At 62.7% G+C, this 25,757-nt stretch carries 27 protein-coding genes; 12 read left to right on the forward strand and 15 right to left on the reverse strand.

The annotated features are described in order from the left end of the window. Window positions 1-273: 273 nt before the first annotated feature. From ACMUVN_RS23535 to dnaN, 7 genes are all read right to left on the reverse strand, one after another. Window positions 274-1,254: a complex I NDUFA9 subunit family protein gene (locus tag ACMUVN_RS23535; protein WP_063474811.1), complete on the reverse strand. Its 981-nt coding sequence runs from the start codon at window positions 1,252-1,254 to the stop codon at window positions 274-276. 113 nt (window positions 1,255-1,367) lie between these two features. Then, the gene (locus tag ACMUVN_RS23540) at window positions 1,368-1,655 is read right to left on the reverse strand and encodes a DUF1330 domain-containing protein (protein ID WP_028758382.1); all 288 of its coding nucleotides are present in this window, start codon (window positions 1,653-1,655) and stop codon (window positions 1,368-1,370) included. A gap of 28 nt (window positions 1,656-1,683) precedes the next feature. Continuing rightward, window positions 1,684-2,391 (reverse strand): orotidine-5'-phosphate decarboxylase, encoded by a 708-nt coding sequence (gene pyrF / locus ACMUVN_RS23545; RefSeq protein ID WP_028758383.1) that lies wholly within the window; start codon window positions 2,389-2,391, stop codon window positions 1,684-1,686. 6 nt (window positions 2,392-2,397) lie between these two features. Then, window positions 2,398-2,979, reverse strand: coding sequence for a histidine phosphatase family protein (locus tag ACMUVN_RS23550; RefSeq protein WP_028758384.1), 582 nt, complete (start codon window positions 2,977-2,979; stop codon window positions 2,398-2,400). A gap of 1 nt (window position 2,980) precedes the next feature. Continuing rightward, window positions 2,981-3,580, reverse strand: coding sequence for a phospholipid N-methyltransferase PmtA (pmtA, locus tag ACMUVN_RS23555; RefSeq protein WP_028758385.1), 600 nt, complete (start codon window positions 3,578-3,580; stop codon window positions 2,981-2,983). A gap of 96 nt (window positions 3,581-3,676) precedes the next feature. Then, a complete protein-coding gene (locus ACMUVN_RS23560; protein WP_097543186.1) occupies window positions 3,677-4,588 on the reverse strand; it encodes a DUF72 domain-containing protein in 912 nt (303 codons plus the stop codon). Window positions 4,589-4,642: 54 nt separating this feature from the next. After that, entirely contained in the window at window positions 4,643-5,761 is a 1,119-nt protein-coding gene (gene dnaN, locus ACMUVN_RS23565) for a DNA polymerase III subunit beta (protein WP_028757665.1), read from the reverse strand. Window positions 5,762-5,854: 93 nt separating this feature from the next. On the opposite strand from dnaN, the gene ACMUVN_RS23570 reads away from it, so the two are divergent. The 4 genes from ACMUVN_RS23570 (at window position 5,855) to ACMUVN_RS23585 (ending at window position 7,906) form a co-directional block, all read left to right on the forward strand. After that, window positions 5,855-6,013: a hypothetical protein gene (locus ACMUVN_RS23570; protein ID WP_184390063.1), complete on the forward strand. Its 159-nt coding sequence runs from the start codon at window positions 5,855-5,857 to the stop codon at window positions 6,011-6,013. Next, the gene (gene rsmI, locus ACMUVN_RS23575) at window positions 6,010-6,927 is read left to right on the forward strand and encodes a 16S rRNA (cytidine(1402)-2'-O)-methyltransferase (protein WP_097543188.1); all 918 of its coding nucleotides are present in this window, start codon (window positions 6,010-6,012) and stop codon (window positions 6,925-6,927) included. Before ACMUVN_RS23570 ends, rsmI begins: the two co-directional genes overlap by 4 nt. After that, complete coding sequence (locus ACMUVN_RS23580; RefSeq protein ID WP_028758388.1) at window positions 6,917-7,285, forward strand: YraN family protein; 369 nt, start codon at window positions 6,917-6,919, stop codon at window positions 7,283-7,285. Before rsmI ends, ACMUVN_RS23580 begins: the two co-directional genes overlap by 11 nt. Window positions 7,286-7,402: 117 nt before the next feature. Further along, window positions 7,403-7,906, forward strand: coding sequence for a cupin domain-containing protein (locus tag ACMUVN_RS23585; protein WP_414815499.1), 504 nt, complete (start codon window positions 7,403-7,405; stop codon window positions 7,904-7,906). 22 nt (window positions 7,907-7,928) lie between these two features. Here ACMUVN_RS23585 and ACMUVN_RS23590 read toward each other — a convergent pair whose 3' ends face one another. Beyond that, window positions 7,929-8,981, reverse strand: a complete 1,053-nt coding sequence (locus tag ACMUVN_RS23590; RefSeq protein ID WP_414815500.1) for a LacI family DNA-binding transcriptional regulator — start codon at window positions 8,979-8,981, stop codon at window positions 7,929-7,931. 333 nt (window positions 8,982-9,314) lie between these two features. Between ACMUVN_RS23590 and ACMUVN_RS23595 the strand changes: the two genes are divergently transcribed. The 5 genes from ACMUVN_RS23595 (at window position 9,315) to ACMUVN_RS23615 (ending at window position 15,734) form a co-directional block, all read left to right on the forward strand. Then, on the forward strand, window positions 9,315-10,301 hold the full coding sequence (locus ACMUVN_RS23595; protein ID WP_028757440.1) for a sugar ABC transporter substrate-binding protein: 987 nt from the start codon (window positions 9,315-9,317) through the stop codon (window positions 10,299-10,301). 140 nt (window positions 10,302-10,441) lie between these two features. Beyond that, window positions 10,442-11,977, forward strand: coding sequence for an ATP-binding cassette domain-containing protein (locus tag ACMUVN_RS23600; protein WP_049816522.1), 1,536 nt, complete (start codon window positions 10,442-10,444; stop codon window positions 11,975-11,977). After that, window positions 11,961-12,995, forward strand: a complete 1,035-nt coding sequence (locus ACMUVN_RS23605) for an ABC transporter permease (protein ID WP_028757442.1) — start codon at window positions 11,961-11,963, stop codon at window positions 12,993-12,995. Before ACMUVN_RS23600 ends, ACMUVN_RS23605 begins: the two co-directional genes overlap by 17 nt. A gap of 86 nt (window positions 12,996-13,081) precedes the next feature. Next, window positions 13,082-14,029 carry a glutathione synthase gene (gshB, locus tag ACMUVN_RS23610; protein ID WP_028758391.1) on the forward strand — a complete coding sequence of 316 codons (948 nt, stop codon included), beginning with the start codon at window positions 13,082-13,084 and terminating at the stop codon, window positions 14,027-14,029. 172 nt (window positions 14,030-14,201) lie between these two features. Next, window positions 14,202-15,734 carry a YifB family Mg chelatase-like AAA ATPase gene (locus tag ACMUVN_RS23615; protein ID WP_414815501.1) on the forward strand — a complete coding sequence of 511 codons (1,533 nt, stop codon included), beginning with the start codon at window positions 14,202-14,204 and terminating at the stop codon, window positions 15,732-15,734. 110 nt (window positions 15,735-15,844) lie between these two features. Here the strand turns inward: ACMUVN_RS23615 and ACMUVN_RS23620 are convergent, their stop codons facing one another. The 3 genes from ACMUVN_RS23620 to ACMUVN_RS23630 all read right to left on the reverse strand — a co-directional run bounded on the left by ACMUVN_RS23620 (window position 15,845) and on the right by ACMUVN_RS23630 (window position 19,026). Further along, window positions 15,845-16,912 (reverse strand): DUF4037 domain-containing protein, encoded by a 1,068-nt coding sequence (locus ACMUVN_RS23620; RefSeq protein WP_028757394.1) that lies wholly within the window; start codon window positions 16,910-16,912, stop codon window positions 15,845-15,847. A gap of 389 nt (window positions 16,913-17,301) precedes the next feature. Then, window positions 17,302-18,264 carry a cysteine synthase A gene (cysK, locus tag ACMUVN_RS23625; protein ID WP_097617054.1) on the reverse strand — a complete coding sequence of 321 codons (963 nt, stop codon included), beginning with the start codon at window positions 18,262-18,264 and terminating at the stop codon, window positions 17,302-17,304. 144 nt (window positions 18,265-18,408) lie between these two features. After that, window positions 18,409-19,026 carry a LysE family translocator gene (locus tag ACMUVN_RS23630; protein ID WP_414815502.1) on the reverse strand — a complete coding sequence of 206 codons (618 nt, stop codon included), beginning with the start codon at window positions 19,024-19,026 and terminating at the stop codon, window positions 18,409-18,411. Window positions 19,027-19,260: 234 nt separating this feature from the next. Here ACMUVN_RS23630 and ACMUVN_RS23635 point away from each other — a divergent pair, with 234 nt between their 5' ends. Then, window positions 19,261-19,779 (forward strand): Dps family protein, encoded by a 519-nt coding sequence (locus tag ACMUVN_RS23635; protein ID WP_028757396.1) that lies wholly within the window; start codon window positions 19,261-19,263, stop codon window positions 19,777-19,779. 47 nt (window positions 19,780-19,826) lie between these two features. Here the strand turns inward: ACMUVN_RS23635 and ACMUVN_RS23640 are convergent, their stop codons facing one another. After that, window positions 19,827-20,729, reverse strand: a complete 903-nt coding sequence (locus ACMUVN_RS23640) for a DMT family transporter (protein ID WP_028757397.1) — start codon at window positions 20,727-20,729, stop codon at window positions 19,827-19,829. 112 nt (window positions 20,730-20,841) lie between these two features. On the opposite strand from ACMUVN_RS23640, the gene ACMUVN_RS23645 reads away from it, so the two are divergent. Next, window positions 20,842-21,306, forward strand: a complete 465-nt coding sequence (locus ACMUVN_RS23645; protein ID WP_028757687.1) for an Lrp/AsnC family transcriptional regulator — start codon at window positions 20,842-20,844, stop codon at window positions 21,304-21,306. A gap of 35 nt (window positions 21,307-21,341) precedes the next feature. Here the strand turns inward: ACMUVN_RS23645 and ACMUVN_RS23650 are convergent, their stop codons facing one another. Together ACMUVN_RS23650 and dut are read right to left on the reverse strand one after the other, a co-directional pair. Continuing rightward, entirely contained in the window at window positions 21,342-22,241 is a 900-nt protein-coding gene (locus ACMUVN_RS23650) for a GNAT family N-acetyltransferase (RefSeq protein ID WP_414815503.1), read from the reverse strand. Beyond that, window positions 22,241-22,711, reverse strand: a complete 471-nt coding sequence (gene dut / locus ACMUVN_RS23655) for a dUTP diphosphatase (RefSeq protein WP_414815504.1) — start codon at window positions 22,709-22,711, stop codon at window positions 22,241-22,243. Before dut ends, ACMUVN_RS23650 begins: the two co-directional genes overlap by 1 nt. A gap of 90 nt (window positions 22,712-22,801) precedes the next feature. Between dut and ACMUVN_RS23660 the strand changes: the two genes are divergently transcribed. Next, a complete protein-coding gene (locus ACMUVN_RS23660) occupies window positions 22,802-24,385 on the forward strand; it encodes a peptide chain release factor 3 (RefSeq protein WP_132573759.1) in 1,584 nt (527 codons plus the stop codon). Between the two features lie 18 nt (window positions 24,386-24,403). Here ACMUVN_RS23660 and ACMUVN_RS23665 read toward each other — a convergent pair whose 3' ends face one another. After that, window positions 24,404-25,756: an HlyD family type I secretion periplasmic adaptor subunit gene (locus ACMUVN_RS23665; protein ID WP_245434858.1), complete on the reverse strand. Its 1,353-nt coding sequence runs from the start codon at window positions 25,754-25,756 to the stop codon at window positions 24,404-24,406. Window position 25,757: the final 1 nt, after the last annotated feature.

The raw sequence follows: 25,757 nt of genomic DNA on the forward strand, positions 1-25,757 counted from the left end.
CACGCAAAAAGGAGCGCGATTGACTTGCCCATCGAGAAATGCCTTTCACAGTGATTGCCGCACGCTATCGCAGGCGTTGAAACCGTCCGAAGGCGCGCGGGTTTGGTAGTCAGTGGAATGACAAATAGCAATAAACGTTCCTGCTAAATTTGGCGTTAATTCCACAAAATTTCCGATGCGTCTTTTATGCAACGCCGCGTAATATGACCGGCCGACGGCAAAACGCCGTCCGCATTGTCTGCGAACGGCGTTGTCAGAAGGCTGTAAAATTGGTCAGGCGGCCTTGCCGGTGCCGGTGTACTGGCCGTGCGGGCGATAGTGGACGAGGTAGGAGCCGAGCACCGATGCCACCATGGTGGGCGTAATACCGAGGCCCTTCAGCGTGCGGCCTTCCGCCTCGGCTTCCCCGGAGACGACATTGTCGCGCTTCAGCATGCGCACCTGATCCGGCGTGATCGGTGGCGTCACAAAGGGGACCAGCGAGGCGATGCTGCCGATCATTGAAGCGATGCCGAAAGGCAGGGATACCAGTGGGTTCTTGCGGCACGTCACCTTCAGCATCGTCTCGAGACATTCGCGGAAGCTCAGCACCTCGGGCCCGCCAAGCTCATAGATCTTGCCGCCGGCGACATTGCCGTCGACGGCGCGGGCGACGGCCTCGGCGACATCCTCGACATAGACAGGCTGGAATTTCGTCTTGCCGCCGCCGACCAGCGGCAGGATCGGCGACATGCGCGCCATCTCGGCGAATTTGTTGAAGAAGCTGTCCTCCGGTCCGAAGACGATCGACGGACGGAAGATCACTGCATCGGGCTTGACCGAGAGGATGGCCGTTTCGGCGCGACCCTTGGTGCGGCCATAGTCCGAATCGGATTTCGCGTCGGCGCCGATCGCCGAAATATGGGTCAGCGTCGCGCCTGCCCCGCGCGCAGCTTCGGCGACCGCACGGCCGCCGAATTCCTGCACGGCGTCGAAAGTGTTGCGGCCGGCCTCGTGCAGAATGCCGACGCAGTTGACGACATGGCTCGCACCGTCGACGGCGCGGTCGATCGAGTTGCGATAGCGCAGGTTCGCCTGCACGAAGGAGATCTGGCCGACATTGCCGAGCGGCTGCAGGAAGCCGGCGAGATCGGGACGGCGCACGGCGACGCGGATGTTGTAGCCGCGCTTGGCCAGCGCCCGGACCACGTGCCTGCCCACGAAGCCGGACCCTCCGAACACGGTGACGAGCGGCGGCAGGTTGGCAAGGGTCATGGCAGGCTCCTCGAGAGGCTTGGCGGGATGCTTAATTGGCTCTCGTCTTAGCCCAATCCCGACGCGACGGGAAGGCCCATCGTACCGTCAGTTTTGCGGGATGCGAGGCTGCTCTAGACGCCTTCGACGACGACCATTTCCGCATCGGCCACTTCCTGGCGGATTTTCGCGGCGATCTGGTATTCCGGCGAATTATAGCAGTCGACCGCATGCTGCAGCGAGGGAAATTCGATCACCACGTTGCGCACGCGCGCCTTTCCCTCGAGTTCGGTGAAGGCGCCGCCCCGCGCCAAGAAATTCGCCCCATATTTTTCGAAGGCCGGCTTGGCGGCCGCCACATAATCCTTGTAGCGCTCGGCATCGCGAACGTCGACGCGGGCGATCCAGTATCCCTTGGCCATGGTCTTCTCCCTTTTGTCGTTGAAACGATTAGCGGTTTGCCGGCCAGAGCGCACTCACCATCTCGCTGAGGATGGCGCGGGCGGCCTCTTTCGGATCGGGCGCCTTGACGATCGGCCGGCTGACGACGAGATGCGTCGCCCCCGCCTTCAGTGCGTCGAAAGGCGTCATCACCCGCTTCTGGTCGCCCTTGTCGCTGCCGGCCGGGCGAATGCCGGGGGTGACGATCGCCATGTCGGGGCCGACGATCTCGCGCACCTCGGCCGCTTCCGCCGCCGAACAGACGATACCGCCCATGCCGGCTGCGCGCGCCTGTTCGGCGCGGCGCAGCACCAGGCTGTGCGGATCTTGGCTGTAGCCGGCCTCGGCAAGGTCGTCGGCGTCCATCGAGGTCAGCACGGTGACGCCAAGCAGGCAGAGGCCGGAGCCGGCGGCCGCCTCGACCGCCGCCCTCATCGCTTTCGGATAGGCATGCAGCGTCAGCATCGACATGCCCATCTTGGCGATGTTCTCGACGCCGGAGGCAACCGTGTTGTCGATGTCGAGCAGCTTCATGTCGAGGAAGATCTTCTTGCCGCTTGCGGCAAGATCGCGGGCGAATTCCAGGCCGCCGGCAAAGACCAGCTGATAACCGATCTTGTAGAAGAGAATGTCGTCGCCGAGCGTCGAAACCAGTCTTTCCGCCTCGCCGATCGTTGGAACATCCAGGCCGACGATCAATCGCTCGCGTGCGTCCATGTGAAGTCACCCCCGCCAGTCTTCGATGGGCGTCCAGTCGCATGTTAGGCCGAGATCCGCAAGGCCGAAAGCATAGAGATTGCCGCCGCCGCCCGGCTGGTCGCGGTCGCGCGAAATCGGTCGGCCGGCCAGATGGCATTTGAGCAGCGTGCCAACGCCGCCATGGCCGACAAAGGCGATGGGTGCAGCCGCATCATGCGTGGCAAGAACGGCGTCGAATGCCTCGACGATGCGGGCCTGCGCATCGACGGCGCGCTCCCAGCCCTTGAAGCTCTGTTCCGGATGGGCGAAGAACCAGTCGGCCGCCTCTTCGAATTGCGGCGGCGGCAGGAAGCCGGTGGCCGAGCGGTCGTTCTCGTGCATGGCGGGCACGACCTCGATGCTTAGACCGGAGGCGACTGCCAGGATCTCAGCCGTCTCGATCGCCTTCGTCTCGTCGCTGGAAATGATGCGGGTCAGCCGCTTGGCCCAATCGCTCGACGCAGCCTTACGAGTGCGTTCGGCGCCGACATCGGAAAGCCCCCATTTCGGCACAGGCACGTTCGCGTCGATCTTGACCTGCGGATGGGTGACATAGATCCCGAACATCTCAGCCTCGCTTGTAGATCCACAGCTGCGCCGGCGGAATGTTGCGGACGACGAAGTCGAAATGTTGAATGTGATAGCGGTCGGGATTGGCGGCGATCGGCGAGATCGCGCCGTAGGAGATTTGCACCACCGGCCGTCCGGCCGGTAGGCGGTCGAGCAGGCTTTCGAGCAGCGACACCCGCATCGCCATCGGGAAGTTCAGCAGCGGAATGCAGGAGATGACGCAATCGAAGGTCCGGTCGCCATAGTCGCCGAGCGTGGCCTGAAGATCGAAAGCATCGCCATTGATGAAGTGCACGCCGGGATAGGTCCGCAGCAGATGTTTGTGGAAATCCGTCGAATATTCGATTGCGACGAGATTTTCCGGCCGGACGCCGCGGCCGAGGATGGCCTTGGTGATGGCGCCTGTGCCCGGTCCGAGTTCGAGCACCGGCAGCCCGGAATGGATGTCGACGACGCTTGCCATGCGCTTGGCGGTGATCGAGGAGGTCGGCACGATCGAGCCCACCGTTTTCGGCCCCTGCATCATGCCCCTGAAGAAGCGGATTTCGTCATCGAACTTCTTGCCCAGCCGTTCCTTCACCTTGACCCGTAAGCTCATTCTCCACCCATCCGCATGTTGATCGAATGCCCTTAATATGCCGCTTGTCGCTGAAGGGACAAGGATTTTCGCAACAAGGACATCGGCATCAACAACTCATGCCGCTTTTGGGTGGGAGCGAGGCATGAGATCGGCGAGCCTCTGGCTTAAGTGATCGGCGTCGACGGGCGCGCGCAGCTTCTTGTCGGTATTGTCGAAATAGAGATAGACGTCGCGGCCCTTGCTGCGCGCCGCAAGCGGCGCCAGCACCCGCGTCGCATTCTCCGGTTCTCCGCCGGTTGCCCAGGCGCGGATGCGTTGCGCCCAGATGTCGAGGGCTTCGTCCTCATAGCCGCTGACATAGAGCTGTTCGGAACCATGCAGGCGGCAATAGATGAAATCGGCGGTGATATCCATCAGCAGCGGCCATTTCACCGTATCGGCGCAGACGAGGGCGATCTGTTGGCGCCTCAGCATGTCGATGAAGGCGGGTGATCGGAAGCTCTCGTGGCGAATCTCCAGGGCATGGCGGATCGGCTGTCGTCCGTCGATTTCAAGCCAGGCTCGCCCCTTGACGTGTCCGTCGTGCCGCCGGGCCAGGTTTGCCGCCGCTTCGCCGTTATGCGGCAGCAACGCCAGGAAATTTTCGAAAAGATCGGGATCGAAAGCCATGTTCGGCGGGAATTGCCAGAGGATCGGCCCGAGCTTGGGGCCAAGCCGCAGCAGACCCGAGGCGAGGAAATTGGCGAGCGCCGTCTCGATATTCTGCAGCCGCAGCATATGGGTGATGAAGCGCGGTCCCTTGACCGCAAAGACGAAATCATCCGGCGTTTCGTCGCGCCAGCGGCCGAAGCTTTCAGGCCGCTGCAAGCTGTAGAATGTGCCGTTGATCTCGATCGAACGGAAATGCCGGGCGGCGTAGGAAAGCTCCTGCTTCTGCGGCAGGTCTTCCGGGTAGAATTGGCCGCGCCAGGGCGCATAGGTCCAGCCGGATATGCCGATACGCACCGTTCCCGTCTTTTTCGTCATCGGATCCTCCGCTTTGACAGGAGGAAAAACGGAGGCGGGCGGCCTTCGTTCCGGTCAGACGCGCATCGGCATCAGCACGTAGAGCGCATCGTCGCCTGCCGTGTCGCGGATCAGCGTCGGCGAGCCGGCATCGGCCAGCAGGAAGATCGCTTCTTCGCCGGAAAGCTGCGCGGTGATGTCGAGCAGGTATTTGGCGTTGAAACCGATTTCCATCGCATCGGTGTCGTAACCGACGGCGACTTCCTCGGTCGCACTGCCGGAATCGGGATTGTTGACGGTCAGCATCAGCTGGCCCTCGGAAAGCGCCAGCTTCACGGCGCGGCCGCGTTCGGAGGAGATGGTGGAGACGCGGTCGACGGCCTGGGCGAAGCTCGTGCAATCGACGCGCATTTCCTTGTCGTTGCCTGTGGGGATGACGCGCTGGTAATCCGGGAAAGTGCCGTCGATCAGTTTCGAGGTCATGACGATCGAGCCGATCGTCAGCCGGATCTTGGCGTCGGAGACCTCGACCGTCACGACAGCCTCGGGATTGTCGACCAGCTTCTGCAATTCGCCGACCGTCTTGCGCGGAATGATGATGCCGGGCATGCCTTCGGAGCCGGAGGGCGCGTCGACATCGGCGCGCGCCAGCCGGTGGCCGTCGGTGGCGACCGCCCGAAGTTTCAGCTCGCCCTTGCTCTCGATCGTGTGGAAGAAGATGCCGTTGAGATAGTAGCGCGTCTCTTCCGTCGAGATCGCGAACTGGGTGCGGTCGATCAGCATCTTCAAGTCGGCCGCCTTCAGCTTGAAGCTATGCGTGAAGGTGCCGGCGGTGAGATCAGGGAAGTCCGATTCCGGCAGGCACTGCAGCGAGAATTTCGAGCGGCCGGACTGCACGGTCATCGCGCCGCCATCGGTGCTGGTGGCAAGCAGCACTTCCGAACCGTCGGGAAGCTTGCGGACGATGTCGTAGAGAAGGTGGGCCGGAACGGTGGTGGCGCCGGGCTGCTCGACGCTTGCCGGCGTCGCCTCGGTGATTTCGAGGTCGAGGTCGGTCGCCTTCATGTCGAGGTTCTGGCCATCGGCCTTGAGCAATACGTTGGACAGGATCGGGATCGTGTTGCGACGTTCGACCACGCGGTGGACGTGGTTCAGCGATTTCAACAGGTTTGACCGCTCAATAGTAATACGCATGGGATGCTACCGCTTTCGACCGTGACTGTCCGGGCGCATCGAGCACCCGAAGAATGCTGTCCCGACTTGAGGCCGGGGGAGTGGACGGGCAAAATGGCAGACTTCAGCATGGCTTTGCAAGAGGCATGCACGGCCGGGCGCCTGCATTTGCGGTTTTCCAGAGCAATGCTCACAGAAATCCGAACCCTTGCCGAAGTGGTGCCGCTCGCCCATAAGGGTTCGATGACGGCGGGACGAAAGCAAATGGCATGAATGAGGAAACCACAGCGGATGCCGCCACCCGGCGAAGCTTCCGCCTGCACAATGCGACGGTGCCCGCGCGGCCGCTGGAGCCGGCGCTCTATCTCGTCGCCACCCCGATCGGCAACCTCGGCGACATCACGCTGCGTGCGCTGGAAACGCTGGCCGGCGCCGATGTGCTCGCCTGCGAGGATACCCGCGTCACCCGCGTGCTGCTCGACCGCTACGGCATCCAGAACCGCCCTTTCGCCTATCATGAGCACAATGCCGACGAGGCCGGCCCGCGGCTGTTGCAGGCGCTCGAAGCCGGCCGGTCGGTGGCGCTGGTGTCCGATGCCGGCACGCCGCTGGTTTCCGATCCCGGTTACCGACTGGCGCAGCAGGCGATAGCGGCAGGTTACCGCGTCATTCCCATTCCCGGCGCCTCCGCGCCGCTCGCAGCCCTTGTCGGCTCCGGCCTGCCGAACGATGCGTTTCTTTTCGCCGGCTTCCTGCCGGCAAAGGACAAGGCCCGCCGCGATCGTCTGGGTGAGCTTGCCGCAGCCCCCGCGACGCTGATCTTCTTTGAATCGCCGCATCGCATCGGCGCTACGCTTGTCGCCGCTGCAGACGTCCTCGGAGCCACGCGATCCGCCTCCGTCTGCCGCGAACTGACCAAGACCTATGAGGAGTTCCGCCGCGGCACGCTTGCCGACCTTGCCGCCCATTATCAGCAGGTGGAAAACGTCAAGGGCGAGATCGTTCTCGTCATCGGTCCGCCGGAGCCGGTCGAGACGGATGAGGCCGACGTCGACGCCGTGCTCGCCGACCTGTCGAAATCAATGCCGACGGCAGGCGCCGCGACCGAGGCGGCCCGCCTGACCGGCCTGCCGCGCAAGGTGCTCTATCAGCGCCTGCTGGAGATCAAGAACGCCGATGGCCGATAGCGACCTCACCGCCATCAGGAGGAAGGCGCTGCGCCGGGGCCGCATGTCGGAATATGTCGCGGCCGTCTTCCTGATGCTGAAGGGTTACCGCATCCTGGCGCTGCGCCACCGCACCCGGCTCGGCGAGATCGACATCATTGCCCGCAAGGGCGATCTCGCCGTCTTCGTCGAGGTCAAGGCCCGGCGGGGCGAAGCTGCGGCGGTCGACGCCGTCTCCATCGCCGCGCAGAAGCGGATAAGGGCGGCAAGCGATCTCTGGCTCGCCCGCCAGGCGGATCAGGCCCGTCTTTCCCTGCGCTACGATATCGTGGCGATCATGCCGGGCCGGCTGCCGCGGCACTTCATTGACGCCTTCTGACCTCTTTCGACCCATCGGATTTCCGGATCGTTAAACTTTTAGTTCCCGCGTGAACCAGCTTCTTACGACTCTCTGCTACCCCAAATCTCGGTAGGGATAACAATTGGGGATTGTTTCATGGCCTGGAAGCTGATGCTTGCGAGTGCGGTCGCCATGGCCGCGCGCTCGGTGCCTTATGCCGCGGCGAAGCCGGCCGGGAAATCCTTCGTTGCCCATGCGAGCGGCCTGCTGCCGCTGAAGTCCACGCCGATCAACCCGGACTGGATCGTCAGCGGCAACCCGCAGGCCCGCACCGCCGAACATTCCCGCGGTCATGACGAGGCGTCGCTGACGGCGATCTGGGATTGCACGGCGGGCGAATTCCGTTGGTATTTCGGCTGGGACGAGACGGTAATGATCCTCGAGGGCGAGGTCCATATCACCGCCGAGGACGGCACCGAACGAACCCTCAGCACCGGCGACGTCGCCTTTTTCGCCGGTGGAACCTGGGCGAGCTGGCGGGTCGACAACTACGTCCGCAAAGTCGCCTTCCTGCGCAAGCCTTTCCCAAAGCCCTTGGCGATCGCCTACCGCCTCCGCAACATGCTGCGCAATGGCGGCAACCAGGGCATCGCCGCCTGAAGATCGATTTCGATTTTCGAGGTTAGTGCTTATCGGGCTGGGGCGGGGCGGTCGTCTCCCCCTTGAGAATCTCGCACGCAAACAGGATCGGATTGTCGAGATCAGGCGCAGTCTGCTTGTTCAACAGAACGGCGACCGCCGCTGCAGCCATGTCTTGAATCGGCTGCTTCACGGTCGTCAGGCGCGGCGTGGTCATGCTGGCGAGCGGGATGCCGTCGAAGCCCATGACGGAAAGGGCTGCCGGTATCGGGATTCCCAGATCATGCGCCGCCCGCATGCAGCCGATCGCCTGCTGGTCGGAACTTGCAAAGATCGCCGTCGGCCGCTCGTTGCGCGCCCGCGCCAGAAGATAATTTCCTGCCGAACGGCCGCTCTCATAGTCGAAAGCCGCCTCGGCAATCAGCGGTGATCCCGCCATTGCCGAGCGGCCGTCCGCCTGGCCGCCAGCCTGCTCGCCAGCCTGCTCGCCAGCCTGCTCGATAGCATCGAGGTAGCCTCTGAGGCGATCATTGGCGGGGACGGAGTGGCTGGGCCCGGAAATGAAGCCGATGCGGCGATGGCCGAGCTGCAGAAGGTGCTCGACGCCAAGGCGAACGCCATTGCGGTGATCGGCCGCAATACCGGAATATCCTGGCATGAGACGGTCGATGACGACGATCGGCAATCCTTTCGGCAGCTTGATCGTATGGAAATCGATGCTCGGAACCAGAATGATCCCGTCGACCTTTCGGCTTGTCAGCTGCTTGATGCGATCAGCCTCCTTGGCCGCATGATCGAGCGACGTCATGACGATGATATTATAGCCGTGATTGGCCGCTGCCTGTTCCACGGACTGGACAAGTTCCGAGAAGAACGGATTGGTCAGATCCGGAATGATGATGCCGATGAGGCGGCTGACCTTGCTGCGCATGCTTCGCGCCGACGGGTCCGGCATATAGCCGAGCTCTTTGATGATCCCGGTAACGCGCGCCCGCAATTCCTTCGTCACCGAGGGATGATCGTTCAAAACCCTGGAAACGGTCCCGGTGGAAACGCCCGCAAGCTTGGCAACGTCTCTAATTCCGACCTTTGACATAACGGAAACAGTGGCCCTTCATCTTCGCCTTCACAACACGCCCGGGGCGTCTGATCGAGGCTTCCAGCTAATGGTCTTTGCGGCTCTCGTCAAAGGGCCGAATTTCATTGGGACGGCCCATCATCCATAGCATGAGCACCGCCACGCGCAATGGAAACGGTTCATCGTTCACGCTTTTAGATGTTTTCGGCGGGGTCATCCTTGAGGTCATTCGGCCCGAATTCGGCAGCTTGACAATTTTTTGGAGCGTGTTACCCAGATGGCGTTGGAAACGGTTCATTGCCGCGGGCAACTCAGATGGAGCTGAGCCCAGAACCGTTCGGGAGGAGAAAAATGTCCCATTCTATGAAGCGTGAATCCGTCTTGATCAGTGCGCCGCGCCGTACGGCATTGAAGGTCGGACTTGCCGGCGCCCTGGCGCTGGCGCTGTCCTGCGGCGTGTCGCCCGCCTTTGCCGCCGGCAAGCCGAAGGTCGGCCTGATCATGAAGTCCTTGTCCAATGAGTTCTTCAAGCAGATGAAGGCCGGCGCCGACAAATATGCGGCCGAGAACAAGGACAAGTTCGACTTCAAGGCCGTCGGCATGAAGGACGAGCGCGATTTCGCCTCGCAGGTCGATGCCGTCGAAAACTTCGTCACGCAGAAATACGATATCATCGTCGTGGCGCCCGCCGATTCCAAGGCGATGGCGACCCCGCTGGCAAAGGCTGTGAAGGCCGGCGTCAAGGTCATCAACATCGACGTGCCGCTCGATGCCGATGCCAAGAAGAAGGCGGGGATCGATCTCGCTTTCTTCGGCCCTGACAATCAGGAAGGGGCAAAGCTTGCCGGCGATGCACTGGCCAAGGATCTGGGGCCGGGCGCCAAGGTCGTCATCCTCGAGGGCAATCCCGAGGCCGACAATGCCAAGGAGCGCAAGGAAGGCTTCATGGATTCCGTCAAGTCGGGCAAGCTTGAGCTTCTCGACAGCAAGACGGCCCATTGGGAGACCGAGGAAGCCAATACCGTCATGACGAATTTCCTGACGAAATATAAGGATATTCAGGGCGTGATGGCCGCCAACGACTCCATGGCCCTCGGCGTCGTCAAGGCGCTCGATGCGGCCGGCCAGGCCGGCAAGATCAAGGTTGTCGGCTTCGACAACATCCCGCCGGTTCAGCCGCTGATCAAGGACGGTAAGATGCTTGCCACCGTCGAGCAGTATGGCGCGCAGATGGCGGTCATGGGCATCGACTATGGCATGCGGGAACTGGCCGGCGAAAAATTCACCGGCTGGGTCAAGACCGACGTCAAGCTGGTCACGGCAGCCGATCTGAAATAGTCGGATTGCCAGCCCCAAAAGCAAATGTGGCGCCGGCTGCGGCCGACGCCATTTCCACCAACCGATTGACGCGTTGATCGCTCCGGGTGAGGCTCGTTCGAGCCTCTCCGATGCGCGTTGAGCCGAGGTTTGAAGAGACCATGCATGAGGTCGACGTGTCAGACACAGCAGATGACGACATTCTGAGGCTGGAGGGGATCGGCAAGCGCTTCCCCGGCGTTGTGGCGCTCAAGGATGTCTCCATGCGGATCGGCCGCGGCAAGGGGCATGTTCTTCTGGGCGAGAACGGGGCTGGAAAGTCGACCCTGATCAATCTGCTCGGCGGCGTCTTCAGGCCGGATGACGGCCACATCCTGTTTGACGGCAAGCCATACCATCCTGCCTCGCCGTTGGAGGCGTTCAAGGCGGGCATCCGGGTCATTCACCAGGAACTGCATCCGCTTTCCAACCTGACGGTTGCCGAAAACCTGCTCTTCGAGCATCTGCCGCGCCGCTACGGCCTGGTGAACTACAAGGAAATGAACAAGAGGGCAGCCGAACTCCTGGAAGAGGTCGGCCTCGACGTGGCCCCGACGACGCTGGCAAGCCGCCTCAGCGTCGCGCAGCTTCAGCTGGTCGAGATCGCCAAGGCGCTTTGTTACGAAAGCAAGCTTCTCGTTCTCGATGAACCGACGGCAACCCTGACCTCCAAGGAGGTCGATCGCCTCTTTGAAATTCTGAAACGCCTGAAGCAGCGTGGCGTCACCACGCTCTATATCTCGCACCGGCTGGAGGAGATCTTCGAAGTCGGTGACGATGTGACGGTGCTGCGCGACGGCCAGCACGTGATCACCCGGCCGCTGGCAGGACTGGCTATTCCCGACATCGTCGAGCTCATGGTCGGGCGGAAGCTTTCGGATCACGGCATTTTCCGCGGCGACAGCGTGGTCTCAGGCGAGGCGCTCGGCGTCTCCGGCCTGAAGGTGACGCGCCATAGCCCGGAACTGTCATTTTCCGTGGCAAAGGGCGAGATTGTCGGTATTGCCGGTCTCGTCGGCAGCGGCCGGACGGAGGCGGTTCGCGCCATATTCGGCGCCGACGCCAAGGCGGCCGGCGAAATTCGCCTGAATGGCGAGCCGGTCGAGATCAATTCGCCGCAGGATGCCGTTGCGGCCGGGCTCTGCCTGGCGACCGAAGATCGCAAGATGCAGGGCTTGATGCTCGATATGAGCTGCGCCGAAAATACCACCATCACCGATCTCGCCAAGATCTCCCGCAACGGCTTGATCAAGCGAAGGGCCGAGGAGGATCACGCGCAGCGCCTCGTGCGTGAGCTGCGGATCAAGACCCCGTCCATCCGTCAGGCCGTCAGGACCTTTTCCGGCGGCAATCAGCAAAAGGTCGTCATTGCCAAATGGCTGTTCCGCGGTCCCAAGGTGCTGATTTTCGATGAGCCGACCCGCGGGATCGATGTCGGCGCCAAGGCCGAGATTTATGAGCTCCTGTGGAAGTTTGCGGCCGAGCGGAAGGGTGTGCTGGTCGTGTCTTCCGATCTGCCGGAACTGATCGGCATCTGCCATCGCATCATCGTCTTTTCCGACGGCAAGATCGCAGGGGAAATAGCCCGGGACCAATTCGACGAGAGCAGGATCCTTTCGCTCGCCTACAAGGAGTATAGCCGTGTCCGCCAACATTGAAGAACAGACCGAGGCGAAAACTGGGGCGAAAGAGGTGAGCGTCTGGGACAAGCTGATCCGGATCTCGATGAAGGAAGCGGGCGTCGCCATCGCCCTCATCCTGATCCTGGCGTTTTTCTCGGCGACGGCGCCCTATTTCGCGACGCCGGAGAATTTTCTGAAGATCTTCGTGCAGATCGCCATCAACACCGTGCTGGCCGCGGGCATGACCTTCGTCATCCTCGTCGGCGGCATCGATCTCTCCGTCGGCTCGCTGCTTGCCCTTTGCACGGTCATCGGTGCGACGATCATGATCAATCCGGCGTTTTCGCCATGGCAGGCGATTGTTCTCGCCTGTCTGGCGTCGATGGGCACCGGCGCCATCCTCGGCGCGGTCAATGGCTGGATCTGCGAGAAGTGGAAGCTTCCGTCCTTCATCGTCACCCTCGGCATGCTGAACGTCGCCAGCGGCCTGGCCCGCGTGGTCAGCGACAACTCCACGATAACAGGCCTGCCGCAGCCTTTCGTCGATTTCGGCAACCTGATCTTCTGGGGCATCTTTCCGTCGATCTTCCTGATTGCGATCGTCGTCGTCCTGATCGGCTGGTTCGTGCTGCGCTACACCGTCTTCGGGCGCTTCGTCTTTGCGATCGGCACCAATGAAGAGGCGGTGCGGCTGTCGGGGCATCAGCCGAAAAGATACAAGATCGCGGTCTTCACGATCTCCGGGCTGACCGCCGGCATTGCCGCCATGGTCTATCTGCTCCGCCTCAATGTCGGCAGCCCGGTTGCCGGCATCGGCTATGAGTTGAACGCCATCGCCGCCGTCATTATCGGCGGAACCAGCCTCTCAGGCGGCAAAGGCTCGATCATCGGCACGCTGGTCGGCGCCTGCATTCTGCAGGTGCTGTCGACGGGACTGCAACTGCTCGGCGCCGACGACAATATCAAGCCGATCGTCATCGGCGCCGTTATCGTGCTCGCCGTCATTCTCGACAGCTATCGCGGCCGGCTGATGCGCATCCTTGAGACGCGATGATCAGGGTGCGCCGGAAGGCCTTGATTGGCCGTTGCGTTTGAAATCTGGCCGACCTACATCTGTCCGGCAGTCAGGAAGGGACGGAAATGGCCAAGATCACCAATGTAGCGGTCCAGATGGATCATGTCGCCGGCATCAATATCGCGGGTGATTCCACCTTCGCCATGAGCCTGGAAGCCCAGGCGCGCGGCTACCGGCTCTTCCATTATACGCCCGACCGCCTGAGCTTCCGCGACGGCAAGCTCTTTGCCAGCGTCGAGCCGATGCTGCTGCGCGACGTCAAGGGCGACCACTTCGAGCTTGGCGCGCCGGAGCGCGTCGATCTCGCGACCATGGATGTCGTGCTGCTGCGCCAGGACCCGCCCTTCGACATGGCCTATATCACCTCGACGCATCTGCTCGAGCGCATTCACCCGAAGACGCTCGTCGTCAACGATCCGGCCTGGGTGCGCAACTCGCCGGAGAAGATCTTCGTCACCGAATTTTCCGACCTGATGCCGAAGACGCTGATCACCAAGGACCCGGCCGAGATCCGCCGTTTCCGCGACGAGATGGGCGATATCATCCTGAAGCCGCTCTACGGCAATGGCGGCGCCGGCGTGTTTCATTCGACCCGCGACGACCGCAACCTCTCCTCGCTGCTGGAGATGTTCGGCCAGCTGTTCCGCGAACCCTTCATCGCCCAGCAATATCTGCCCGACGTGCGCAAGGGCGACAAACGCATCATCCTCGTTGACGGCGAATTTGCCGGCGCCATCAACCGCGTCCCGGCCGAGCACGACAGCCGCTCCAACATGCATGTCGGCGGCCGCGCCGAGGCGACCGAGTTGACGCCGCGCGAACAGGAAATCTGCGCCCGCATCGGCCCGGCGCTGAGAGAACGCGGCTTCCTGCTCGTCGGCATCGACGTGATCGGCGATTACATGACCGAGATCAACGTCACCTCGCCCACGGGCATCCGCGAGGTCAAGAAGTTCGGCGGCGCCGATATATCAAGCCTGCTCTGGGATGCGATCGAACGCAAACGCGGCTGACCGGCAAATCATGCCCGTTTTGATCCCGCGGCCGGGTACAACCCGGTCGCCGCGGATATCCAGATACGTTCCTTGATTGTTCTTGTTTTATTCCCGCTTCCATGCCAGATTGCAACCGCTGGCTTTCAAGGGCCGGGGGCGGTATAAGAGTTTGCGGCAAGGGGATGGGTTTATGGTCGCGCGTGTCAGCACGGTGGCATTCCAGGGCATCGAAGGCGTGCCGGTCGAGGTTCAGGTCATGGTCGCTCCCGGCAAGGTCGGCATGCAGATCGTCGGCCTGCCTGACAAGGCGGTTGCCGAAAGCCGCGAGCGGGTGCAGGCGGCCCTCCATGCCTCCGGCCTGGCGCTGCCGGCCAAGCGCGTGACCGTCAATCTGGCGCCCGCCGATCTGCCGAAGGAAGGCTCGCATTTCGATCTGCCGATCGCGCTTGCGCTGATGGCCGCCCTCGGTGCCATTCCCGCCGATGCGCTGTCGGATTTTGTCGTCGTCGGCGAGCTCAACCTCGATGGCACGATCGCCGCCATCGCAGGTGCGCTGCCGGCCGCGATCGGCGCCAATGCGCTCGGCAAGGGGCTGATCTGCCCGGCCGAAAGCGGCGCCGAAGCTGCCTGGGCGGGCGCCGATGTCGATATCCTCGCGCCCCGCAGCCTGATCGCCCTTGCCAATCATTTCCGCGGCACGCAGGTGCTGTCGAGGCCGGAGGCATCGATCCGCGCCAATGCAGCCAACCTGCCGGACCTTGCCGAGATCAAGGGCCAGGAAAGCGCCAAGCGGGCGCTGGAGGTCGCAGCCGCCGGCGGCCATAATCTCCTGATGGTCGGGCCTCCCGGCTCCGGCAAGTCGATGCTGGCGGCCAGGCTGCCGTCGATCCTCCCGCCGCTTTCGGCCGCCGAACTGCTGGAGGTGTCGATGGTCCACTCGATCGCCGGCCAGCTCTCCGGCGGCAAGCTTTCCGACCGCCGGCCCTTCCGCACCCCGCATCATTCCGCCACCATGGCCGCCCTCGTCGGCGGCGGCCTGCGCGCCCGTCCGGGCGAAGCCTCGCTTGCCCATCACGGCGTGCTGTTTCTCGACGAATTTCCAGAGTTCACGCCGCAGGCGCTCGATGCGCTGCGCCAGCCGCTCGAAGGCGGCGAGTGCGTCATCGCGCGTGCCAATCACCGCGTTTCCTATCCGGCGAAATTCCAGCTGATCGCGGCAATGAACCCCTGCCGCTGCGGCATGGCCGGCGAGCCCGGTCATAGCTGCGCCCGCGGCCCGCGCTGCATGAGCGATTACCAGGCCCGCATCTCCGGCCCGCTGATGGACCGCATCGATATCCGCATCGACGTGCCGGCCGTCTCCGCCGCCGATCTCATCCGGCCGATGGCGGCCGAAAGCAGCGCCGACGTCGCCCGCCGCGTCGCCCGCGCCCGCGAGATCCAGCAGGAGCGCTTCGAAAGTGCCGGCGCAAAAGGCATCGGCACCAATGCCCGCTGCTCCACCGCAATGATCGAGAAAATGGCCGAGCCTGACGCCGCCGGCCTACAGCTTTTGCGCGATGCCGCCGAAAAGATGAAATTCTCCGCCCGCGGCTACCACCGCGTCCTCAAGGTCGCCCGCACCCTGGCCGATCTCGACGGCAAACCGACGGTCGGCCGCATCCATCTCGCCGAAGCGATCTCCTACAGGATCGCCGGGGAGAGGCTGACGGCGGCGGCGTAGGAAAAGGGGCGCCGAAGCACTCAAATACTCTGTAAAATGAATTTCAATTCGTCATGCGCAGGATAGTAACACACGCTGTGCAACGGCCCGCTTTCGGAATGACAGAGCGATCAACTGCGTAACTGGCTCATCATCCTTTGAGAGAGCTTGGCGTCTTCAAGCAAGGGCGTAAGGTCGCTGACCTGATCCAAAGAGCCGACAATCGGCAACTGTCTGATCGACGCGTCCGCTATCGCTGAACACGTGGTCTCTACCGCATCGTCAGCGTTGATGGTCGTAAATGGCCGGTCGTGGTATGGACCCACGATTGGCTCGAAGGAGGCGATGCCGATCGCATTTTGCCTGTGCGCCAATTCCAGGTAAGCCCAAGCGAGCGCGTCCTCTCGCTCCGTCCATGCATTCGAATGTAAGGCCCGCTTCAGGTGGGGTGAGAGCGCCTCTGCGATCGGGAGCCTGGCAAAGCTGCTGCCGAGCCATTTCGAATAGGGGGCGTACCGGCGCTCGAGCAGGAACCCCATTCTCATCACGTCCCGCACCAGCCGCGCGGCGATGACCCGCGAACCCAGGTCGTCTCCGACTTGCCCCGCGCGACCGACAAATGCCTGCTCTTCAGCGATGCGCCGCCACTGACACGCAATCTTGTAGAGCCACACGTCTTCTGGGAAATATCCCAGGCGATCACGGGCCTGGCTCAAGCGGCTGTCGTCATCATGAAAGACGGCGCCTGATGTGAAGGCGAGAAGCTTTTGCTCTGCGAAGCCCAGCCATTGAAGCGCGTTGAGGTTTTCCACCGACCGAACGGCGAAGTGGCCTTCCAGTAGCGCTTCGAGCGTATGAAATTCCAGTCCGTGTTCAAGCGCTCCGGCTGCCTCGACGCTATTTGACGCCGGATGTGGTCGGCTGCGCCAGCCGATAGGTTCTCCAAGATAGTCAGCCGGCGCAAATTTGGAAAATTCATCGACCAATCGCCGTGCACAATTGCCGAAATCATCTCGGCTCAGGAGGATGTGGACGCGTGGCCCCCAATTGTGGTCCTTGGAAACCTCGTCGTCAAAACCGATGAGCTCCGAACCATAGCCGATCAGTGCGGCGGAATAGCGGAGCTCTGGCGCAGCCTCGCTCAACCAGGGCCGAACGATATCAGTATAGAAACCGCGTGATAATTCGATCCCTTGCATGACTTCTCGCCGTGGTCTTGATGCCATTACGATTGGAACGCAGCCGCCTCAGAGGGCCAACCGAAAATGATCGGTGTGGTCATCTTCGACACCTCGGTCAAGGAGATTGCCGAGGCCAGCCCCTCATCCGGTTGCCGCCACCTTCTCCCCGCTCGCGGGGCGAAGGGGGATAGCCGTAACCTCTCCGTTCCTCTCCCGCCTCTCAGGGCACGTCCCCTCGCCCCGTTTACGGGGAGAGGGTTAGGGTGAGGGGCAGTCATTCGGCGCAAACCGGACTGCCGTAGCCTGATGCGAGGATCCGCTGGATATCAACCGGGCTGCAGAACAAGCCCGAGCATGACCGAAGCGCCGCGCCACGTAAGAAGATGAATGCCCGGCCAAGCTCTGCCTCAGCTCCCCAGCCCCTCAAACAGCGCCGTCGAGAGATAACGCTCGGCGAAGGAGGGGATGATGATGACGATGTTCTTGCCGGCGTTCTCGGGACGGACGCCGACCTTGATCGCCGCCGTCAGTGCCGCACCCGAGGAGATGCCGACCGGCACGCCTTCGAGCCGGGCGACGAGGCGCGCCTGTTCGAAGGCTTCGTCATTGGTGACGGTGACGACCTCGTCATAGATGCCGGTATCGAGGATCTTCGGCGCAAAGCCGGCGCCGATGCCCTGGATCTTGTGCGGGCCGGGGTTGCCGCCGGACAGGATCGGCGAGTCGGCGGGTTCGACGGCGATGATCTTGATCTCGGGCTTGCGGCTCTTCAGCACCTGTCCGACGCCGGTGATCGTGCCGCCGGTGCCGATGCCGGAGACGACGATGTCGACCGTGCCGTCGGTATCGTTCCAGATTTCCTCGGCCGTCGTCTTGCGGTGGATCTCCGGATTGGCCGGGTTTTCGAACTGCTGTGGAATGACGGCATCGGGCAGCGACGACGCCAGTTCCTCGGCCTTGGCGATGGCGCCCTTCATGCCCTTCGGGCCCTCGGTCAGCACCAGTTCGGCGCCGAGCAGCGCCAGCATCTTGCGGCGCTCGACCGACATCGTTTCCGGCATGGTGAGGATCAGCCGATAACCCTTGGCGGCGGCGGCAAAGGCAAGCGCGATGCCTGTGTTGCCGGAGGTCGGCTCGATCAGCACCGTCTTGCCGGGAGTAATCTTGCCTTGCGCTTCGAGGCCCTCGATCATCGCGACGCCGATGCGGTCCTTGACCGAGGCGATCGGGTTGAAGAATTCGAGCTTGCCGATCAGGTTCGCCACGACGCCTTTTTCCCGCGCCAGCTTGTCGAAGCGCACGAGCGGCGTATCGCCGATGGTTTCGGTGATCGAGGAATAGATGCGGCCGCGGCCGGGTTTGTGCGACATGGGTGCTCTCCCTTTGAAATCCTGCCCCTGGAATCGAGGGGAGAATAGGGTCAAAGGCCGGTCTAGGCCAGAGCGCGTTCGGCCTGGAGATGCGGTCCGCGGAGAAAATAACCTTTGAAAACCGCTTCTTGCCGAATGTTTATTTCAGGCAGCCCGCGTGGCGATGAAGGCCGCCGTGCCCGCCAGAATACCGGCCGCAACCCGGTTCAGCGCCTGCAAGGCCCGCGGCTCTCTCAGCATCGTCCGGGCTCGCGAGGCAAGCAGCATATAGGGCACCAGCACGACGATCAGCACCACGAAGGTAACAGTGAGCAGGAGCGCATAGTCTGACAAGCCGATATGGCCGATATCGATCAGCGTCGGCACCAGGGCGACATAAAACAGCATCGTCTTCGGATTGCCGAGCGTCACCAGCAGGCCGGAGAGGAAGGACAGGCCGATATTGGTGGATTTGCGCGCCGCGATATCCTGCGGCAGCAATCCCGCCGTCCAGAGCTTCCAGGCGATGTAGCCGAGATAGAGGGCGCCGGCGATCTTGATGGCGATGAACACCTCGGTGAAGGTCTGCGCCACGAAGGCGAGGCCGAGAATGACCGCGGTGAGATAGGTCATGTCGCCGAGCACCAGGCCGAGGCCCATGAAGAAGGTCTCGCGGAAATTCGAGCCGAGCGCGCGTGCGACGATCGCGGTGATCCCAGGTCCGGGAATGGCCGCGGCGATGAACAGCGCTCCGGCATAGGTGATCAGGACGGTGAGGCTCATCTTCTTAACCCACAGGGCTTCTGCCGCCCTCTATAGGCAAGCGCTGCGCCCTCATCAATGCTTTGGCGCTGATCTGTCCATAACCATAAAGAATAGGTCTGCTGAACCATCATCTACTTGGAAAGCGACCCCCCCTTGCTATCTCTCCCTCTGCAAATGCGCGATCAGCGTCCTCCGCGCCTCCCGAAAGGGAGCGCAACGCCGCGGAGATTTTCATCACCAAGGAGAAAATGAATGTCCCCCAGCTCAGCCGAAACCCGCAGGCTTTCGCCGCTCAAGACGCCGTCCAGCCTGTCGACCAACGCCATTACCGATATTTCGGCGGCGCTGACCGCCCTGCTTGCCGATGTCTTCACGCTCTATCTGAAGACCAAGAATTTCCACTGGCACATGTCCGGCCCGCATTTTCGCGACTATCATCTGCTGCTCGACGAACAGGCCGAACAGATCTTCGCCATGACCGACGACATTGCCGAACGTGCCCGCAAGATCGGCGGCACGACGCTGCGCTCCATTGGCCAGATCGCCCGCCAGCAGCGCCTTTCGGACAATGACGCCGATTTCGTTACGCCCGAAGACATGTTGTCGGAATTGCGCGAGGACAATGCGCAGCTCGTTTCGCTGCTGCGCGAGGTGCATGGCCTTTGCGACGAGCATAATGACGTCGCGACCGCCAGCCTGATAGAGAACTGGATCGACGAGGGCGAGCGCCGCACCTGGTTCCTGTTCGAAACGACACGCCCGCAGAGGTAACATCGGCAACCGGACGTCTCAGCCGTCGCTGTCGGGACGCCCGGCTCTCAGCCCTCGAGCGCCCGCGGCCGCAGCCAGCGCGGCGTCCAGCCGAGATTCATGCCGGCGGCGGCAAGCAGGATGATCGCCGCACCGGCGATCTGCATCGGCTGCAGCGCGTGGCCGAAAGCCAGCCGGTCGACGAGGATTGCGGCGATCGGATAGATGAAGGACAGCGCGCCGGTGAGATGCGTCGGCAGCCTCTGGATCGCGCCGTAGAGCAGCACATACATCAGCCCGGTATGGACGACGCCGACGGTGACGAGGATCGCCCAGCCGCCGACATCCTGCGGCGGATTTGAAAAGTCGGTCATCGGCGCCAGCATCAGCATGCCGGTGGCGACCTGGATAAGCGCGATCAGATGCGGCGGCGTGCCTTTGAGCCATTTCGCGGCCAGCGCTGCCAGCGCGTAGAAGAAGGCGGCGCCGAGCGCCATCAGGATGCCGAGGCCGTAGCCCTCCGATATCGCTCCGCCCGCCTCCGGTTTTGCCTCGACGATGGCAATCATGCCGGCGAAGGCGAGCGTCAGCCAGAACAGCTTGGTGGCGGTGATCTTCTCGCCGAGGAAGAGCGCACCGAGCACCAGCAGCATGAAAGGCTGGGTGTTATAAACAGTCGTCGCGATCGAGATCGTCGCATGCGAATAGGAGGCAAACAGCAACAGCCAATTCAAAACGATGGCGACGCCGCCGAAAATGGCGATGCCGAAGGCGCGCAGCGTGATGATACCGGGCCGCAGCAGCCCGAGAGCGCCGCAGATGACAAGCAAGGTGAGCGCGCCGAACAGGCAGCGCCAGAAGACCACGCCGCTGACGGGCTGTCCCGACATGACGACGAACCAGCCGATCGTCCCCGAGATCAGCATCGCTGCCGTCATTTCCACCGTGCCCCGTCTGATGTCGCTACCCATGATAACCTCCGCCTTTGATGGCATGATAATATTGCGGCCGGAAGCGACATTATATAAGGATAAAAAGGAAGATGATCGATATCGCCTAATCATCATAGGAAAGTGGATCGCCATGGCTAATGATGTGCAATCGCTCGACGAGGTCGATCAGGCCATCCTCGAAGCGCTGGCCGGCAATGCTCGAATCTCGCTGAAGGAGCTGGCGCAGCAGGTCGGCCTGTCCTCGCCGAGTGCCGCCGAGCGCCTGCGCCGGCTGGAGGAGCGCGGCGTCATCAAGGCTTTCACCATCGATCTCGATCCCGCCGCCGTCGGTTATCCCCTGCAGGCGATCGTGCGCGTGCGTCCGTTGCCGGGGCAGCTGCACATCGTCGAGCGCATCATCCAGGACATTCCCGAAATCGTCGAATGCGACAAGGTGACCGGTGAGGATTGCTTCATCGCCCGCCTGGTCATCCGCTCGATGGCGGAGCTCGACGGCCTGCTCGACCGGGTTGCCGAAAGGGCAGAAACCAACACCTCGATGATCAAGGCCTCACCGGTCAAACGCCGCCTGCCGCCGCTTTCCCGGAAAAAGTAAACGTCGACAGAACCGGTCCCTTTGCTGGAGCTGCTCTAAAAATCCGCCATCGGCGACAGCATCGCCGGGAAATTCGGGATAGTATCGCCAAGCCCGCGCAGCATCAGCCTCGTGCCGCTTTCCAACGGTTGCGGGACGCCTGCCCAGCCGAGCCTGTCGGGACAGAAAAGCACCTCGACGGCGGCAGGCGCGATCTCCAGCCCGCCGAGGATTGCTGCGAGCGACGGCATCTCCGCCGCCACCACGTCGAGAAGACGGAAGCGGCCCGTCTCGTCGATCTTCCAGGCGATGGCCGCCTGCCGGTCTTCCAGGAAGCTGAGGCGGATATCGGGATCGAGCTGGGTATTGATCAGAAACATCGCCGCATTGACGGTGACACCGAGCGACGTCGAAACCGGGCTTCGTCTTTTCAGCAGCGAGTGCAGCAGTGCAAGATCATCCGCATGCGTCGGCGCAAGCAGCCGGGCGGGTGCGGCTGATGCCGAAGGGGCGGGCGCCGCTCCCTCGTATCGGTGCAGCGGTATCGCGCGGAAACCATAGGGTTCGTAGAGAGACGGCTTGTCGGTATAGAGGATGACGGCTTCAAAACCCTGCCGTTCGCACCAGTCGAGCGCCTTTACCGTCACGTCGCGATAGAGCCCGCGGCCACGCCATGGCGGCCGCACGGCGCCTGATTGCAGCCCGGCGGCATGGACGATCCTGCCGTTAATGACGAAGGGCAGCGCAAAGGCCGAGATATTCGCCGCAAGCTCGCCATCGCCGTCAAACCAGCCGAAAGGCATGCTGGAGGGATCGGGTCCGCCGAGCTGTTGCAGCGGCCCGATATCGATGCCGAAAATATCCTGAAGCAGGTTGACCAGCGCCGCCCAGCCGGCGGGATCGCCGAAATAATCCTGCCGGAAGGTCAGGCCAGCGCTGTCGAAGCGCCTGGTCATCACACCCCGGTGGAGCCGAAGCCGCCTGCGCCGCGCAGCGTTTCGCTGGCCTCGGTGATCTCCACCACCCGCGCCTGCGTCACCGGCGCGATCACCATCTGGGCGATGCGCATACCGCGCTCGATAACGAAGGGCTCTTCGCCGAGATTGGCGAGCAGCACTTTCACCTCGCCGCGATAGTCGCTGTCGACGGTACCCGGCGAATTCAGGCAGGTGATGCCGTTTTTGAAGGCCAGGCCGGAGCGCGGCCGCACCTGTCCCTCGAAATGCTCGGGAATCTCGAAGATGAAGCCGGTCGGCACCAGCGCCCGTTTGCCGGGCAGAAGCGTCAGCGGGGCCGCCTCGTCGACGGCGGCGCGCAGGTCCATGCCGGCCGCTCCCCTGCTTTCATAGGCAGGCAGGTCGAGGCCTTCGCCGTTGGCCAAGCGGATGAGGTTCAGCGTCGGTCTTATATCGTGATGAATGGTCATGGCCCATTACTTTGCGCCTGCGCGGGCAAGGTCAATTGCAAAGCCGGGCTTTAGTCGCTAGTTAAGCGGCAATTCCACAGGATTCACATTATGGCCGAAAGTCTCGCCGAGGCGGTCTCCCGCCGCCGCACATTCGCTATTATCGCCCACCCGGACGCGGGTAAGACGACGCTCACCGAAAAGTTGCTGCTGTTCGGCGGCGCCATTCAGCTTGCCGGCGAAGTCAAGGCCAAGAAGGATCGCATGCAGACGCGCTCCGACTGGATGAAGATCGAGCGCGAACGCGGCATCTCCGTCGTCACCTCGGTGATGACCTTCGAATATAATGATAATGTCTTCAACATCCTCGACACGCCGGGTCACGAGGATTTCGCCGACGACACCTATCGCACGCTGACGGCCGTCGACGCCGCCGTCATGGTCATCGATGCCGCCAAGGGTATCGAGCCGCGCACGCTGAAGCTTTTCGAAGTCTGCCGCATGCGCGATATCCCGATCATCACCTTCATCAACAAGATGGACCGCGAAAGCCGCGATCCCTTCGAGATCCTCGACGAGGTGGAAGAGAAGCTGGCGCTGGATACGGCGCCGATCACCTGGCCGGTCGGCCGCTCGAAGACCTTCTGCGGTTCCTACAATATTGCCGCCAACACGGTGCGCGGGTCGGATACCGAAATCGAGGGAACGCCGGTCAACGGCCCGCAGAGCGTGGCTGGCCGGTTGCCGGAAAACGAGCGCCAGGCATTCGTCGAGGAGACGGAGCTCGCGATCGAGGCCTGCCGCCCCTTCGACCGCCAGGCCTTCCTGGAAGGCCATATGACGCCGGTCTTCTTCGGTTCGGCGTTGCGCAATTACGGCGTTCGCGACCTCATCAATGCGCTCGGCGATTTCGCGCCGCCGCCGCGTGACCAGGTCGCCGATACCAGGACCGTGCATGCGACCGACGACAAGATGACGGCCTTCGTCTTCAAGATCCAGGCCAACATGGACCCCAACCATCGCGACCGCATCGCCTTTGCCCGCATCTGCTCCGGCAAGCTCGAGCGCGGCATGAAGGCCAGGCTCGCCCGCACCGGCAAGCAGCTTGGCCTGACGGCGCCGCAATTCTTCTTCGCCTCGCAGCGCCAGCTCGCCGACACCGCCTATGCCGGTGACGTCGTCGGCATTCCCAACCACGGCACGCTCCGGATCGGCGATACGCTGACCGAAGGCGAATCCCTGGTCTTCCAGGGCGTGCCGAACTTCTCGCCTGAGATTCTGCGCCGCGTGCGCCTGGAAGACGCGATGAAGGCAAAAAAGCTCAAGGAAGCCCTGCAGCAGATGGCCGAGGAAGGCGTCGTCCAGCTGTTTTCGCCGGAAGACGGCTCGCCGGCGATCGTCGGCGTCGTCGGCGCCCTGCAGCTCGACGTGCTGAAGGAGCGGCTGATGGCCGAATACGGCCTGCCGGTCTCCTTTGAAATGTCGCGTTTCTCCGTCTGCCGCTGGATCTCGGCCGAGCAGCCGGCCGATCTCGACAAGTTCCTCACTGTCAAGCGCGGCGACATCGCCCGCGATCTCGACGGCGATCCGGTCTTCCTCGCCCAGGACGGTTTCTCGCTGCGTTATGAATCCGAGCGTTATCCGGCGATCAAGATGGTCGCCATCAAGGAATATCACGCCGCAAAGGCGGCGTGATCGGTTGGCGGCCTGGGGCTATTTTTCCCGCAGCGCCCGGCGGAAGTTCTGGGTGATCGGTTCAGCCAGATAAGCAAGCACGGTGCGGGCGCCCGTCCGGATCATCGCCTCGCTCGACATGCCGGGCAGCAGCTTGCGGCCCTCCAGCTTGGCGAGTTCGCTCTTGTCGATCAGGACGGTCGCGGCGAAATAGGGCGCGCCGCTGCGCTCCTCCACCATCCGGTCAGCCGAGATGATCTCCACGACGCCGTCGAGTGGCGGGAGGTTGTAGCGGGCAAAGGCCGGGAAACTGACGCGCGCGGCCTGGCCGGGAGCGATCGTCTCGACGTCCTCCGGTCTGACCATGGCCTCGACCACGAGCTGCTGCCCGAGCGGCACGACCGTCATCAGTGTCTCGCCGGGTTTCACGACACCGCCCGCCGTGTGGACCTTCAGGTCCATGATGATGCCGTCAACGGGTGCGACCACATTGGTGCGGGCAAGCACGTCCCTGGCGGTACGTTCCTCCTGTCTGAGGTCGAACAACTCCGCCTCGACCTTGCTCAACTCCTCGACGGCCTCGTTGAGCCGCACCGTGCCGAGGTTCAAGCTTTGCATGTCGATCTCGGCCATGGCGCTTTTGGCGCGAGCGATGGCCGCGACGTTGGTGGCGCGCTCTCCCTCGATCTCCCGCTGTTGCCGTTTGAGCAGCAGGTTCCGTTCGCGCGTGACCAACCCCCGCTTGAGCAGACTGTCGAGGTCTTTGGTTTCGCCCTCGAGCGCCTCGATCTGCTTGTCCTCGGTGATGATAAGTTCCTCCAGTCCGGTGATCTCTTCCGCGGTCTGGCGACGGCGCTGGCTGAGAATTTCCCGCTCGTCCTGCAAATTGTGGTGCTTTGCCGCGAAGACGTCACGCTGTGAGGCCACCGCATCCTTTGCCGCTTTGGCGGAGTTTGCGAGCAAGGCGGGATCATACTCGATCTCGGCCTTGCCATCACGCTCGGCCTTGAGGCGAGCTGCCAGCGCCTCGCGCGTTGCTATCCGGTTCTGGATCAGATCAAGCTTCGCCTTTGCCTGTGTGCTGTCGAGGTGGATGAGGACCTTACCCGTCTCGACGATATCGCCGTTGGCGGCATTCAACTCCGCGATGATGCCGCCCTCGAGGTGCTGGATGAGCTTGCGGTCGCCGGCAACCTTGATGACGCCAGGCGCCACTGCGGCGCTGTCCAGCGGTGCAAGCGCTGCCCAACCCAGGGCCCCGCCGAAGAACAGGAACATGATCGCGAATCCGGCGAAGGTCACGCCCGCAAGACGCAACGGTACCGGCGCAGCGGGTGGCGAAACGGGTAAGGGGACGACCTTCATGTCCTTCATGTCTGTTTTCATTTTCATG

This window comes from Rhizobium sp. IY2, from assembly GCF_047532935.1.
GTDB classification, from domain to species: domain Bacteria; phylum Pseudomonadota; class Alphaproteobacteria; order Rhizobiales; family Rhizobiaceae; genus Rhizobium; species Rhizobium anhuiense.

Bases quoted from the DNA above. Each gene is read 5' to 3' on its own strand.
- dnaN (WP_028757665.1), bottom strand. From the start codon at position 5,761: ATGCGTATTACTATTGAGCGGTCAAACCTGTTGAAATCGCTGAACCAC.
- ACMUVN_RS23595 (WP_028757440.1), top strand. From the start codon at position 9,315: ATGTCCCATTCTATGAAGCGTGAATCCGTCTTGATCAGTGCGCCGCGC.
- ACMUVN_RS23660 (WP_132573759.1), top strand. From the start codon at position 22,802: ATGGCCGAAAGTCTCGCCGAGGCGGTCTCCCGCCGCCGCACATTCGCT.
- cysK (WP_097617054.1), bottom strand. From the start codon at position 18,264: ATGTCGCACAAACCCGGCCGCGGCCGCATCTATTCCTCGATCACCGAA.
- ACMUVN_RS23640 (WP_028757397.1), bottom strand. From the start codon at position 20,729: ATGGGTAGCGACATCAGACGGGGCACGGTGGAAATGACGGCAGCGATG.
- pmtA (WP_028758385.1), bottom strand. From the start codon at position 3,580: ATGAGCTTACGGGTCAAGGTGAAGGAACGGCTGGGCAAGAAGTTCGAT.
- ACMUVN_RS23635 (WP_028757396.1), top strand. From the start codon at position 19,261: ATGTCCCCCAGCTCAGCCGAAACCCGCAGGCTTTCGCCGCTCAAGACG.
- ACMUVN_RS23585 (WP_414815499.1), top strand. From the start codon at position 7,403: ATGGCCTGGAAGCTGATGCTTGCGAGTGCGGTCGCCATGGCCGCGCGC.
- ACMUVN_RS23560 (WP_097543186.1), bottom strand. From the start codon at position 4,588: ATGACGAAAAAGACGGGAACGGTGCGTATCGGCATATCCGGCTGGACC.
- ACMUVN_RS23615 (WP_414815501.1), top strand. From the start codon at position 14,202: ATGGTCGCGCGTGTCAGCACGGTGGCATTCCAGGGCATCGAAGGCGTG.
- ACMUVN_RS23620 (WP_028757394.1), bottom strand. From the start codon at position 16,912: ATGCAAGGGATCGAATTATCACGCGGTTTCTATACTGATATCGTTCGG.
- ACMUVN_RS23650 (WP_414815503.1), bottom strand. From the start codon at position 22,241: ATGACCAGGCGCTTCGACAGCGCTGGCCTGACCTTCCGGCAGGATTAT.
- rsmI (WP_097543188.1), top strand. From the start codon at position 6,010: ATGAATGAGGAAACCACAGCGGATGCCGCCACCCGGCGAAGCTTCCGC.
- ACMUVN_RS23540 (WP_028758382.1), bottom strand. From the start codon at position 1,655: ATGGCCAAGGGATACTGGATCGCCCGCGTCGACGTTCGCGATGCCGAG.
- ACMUVN_RS23600 (WP_049816522.1), top strand. From the start codon at position 10,442: ATGCATGAGGTCGACGTGTCAGACACAGCAGATGACGACATTCTGAGG.
- gshB (WP_028758391.1), top strand. From the start codon at position 13,082: ATGGCCAAGATCACCAATGTAGCGGTCCAGATGGATCATGTCGCCGGC.
- ACMUVN_RS23570 (WP_184390063.1), top strand. From the start codon at position 5,855: ATGGCAGACTTCAGCATGGCTTTGCAAGAGGCATGCACGGCCGGGCGC.
- ACMUVN_RS23665 (WP_245434858.1), bottom strand. From the start codon at position 25,756: ATGAAAATGAAAACAGACATGAAGGACATGAAGGTCGTCCCCTTACCC.
- ACMUVN_RS23580 (WP_028758388.1), top strand. From the start codon at position 6,917: ATGGCCGATAGCGACCTCACCGCCATCAGGAGGAAGGCGCTGCGCCGG.
- pyrF (WP_028758383.1), bottom strand. From the start codon at position 2,391: ATGGACGCACGCGAGCGATTGATCGTCGGCCTGGATGTTCCAACGATC.
- ACMUVN_RS23645 (WP_028757687.1), top strand. From the start codon at position 20,842: ATGGCTAATGATGTGCAATCGCTCGACGAGGTCGATCAGGCCATCCTC.
- ACMUVN_RS23590 (WP_414815500.1), bottom strand. From the start codon at position 8,981: ATGTCAAAGGTCGGAATTAGAGACGTTGCCAAGCTTGCGGGCGTTTCC.
- ACMUVN_RS23630 (WP_414815502.1), bottom strand. From the start codon at position 19,026: ATGAGCCTCACCGTCCTGATCACCTATGCCGGAGCGCTGTTCATCGCC.
- dut (WP_414815504.1), bottom strand. From the start codon at position 22,711: ATGACCATTCATCACGATATAAGACCGACGCTGAACCTCATCCGCTTG.
- ACMUVN_RS23550 (WP_028758384.1), bottom strand. From the start codon at position 2,979: ATGTTCGGGATCTATGTCACCCATCCGCAGGTCAAGATCGACGCGAAC.
- ACMUVN_RS23535 (WP_063474811.1), bottom strand. From the start codon at position 1,254: ATGACCCTTGCCAACCTGCCGCCGCTCGTCACCGTGTTCGGAGGGTCC.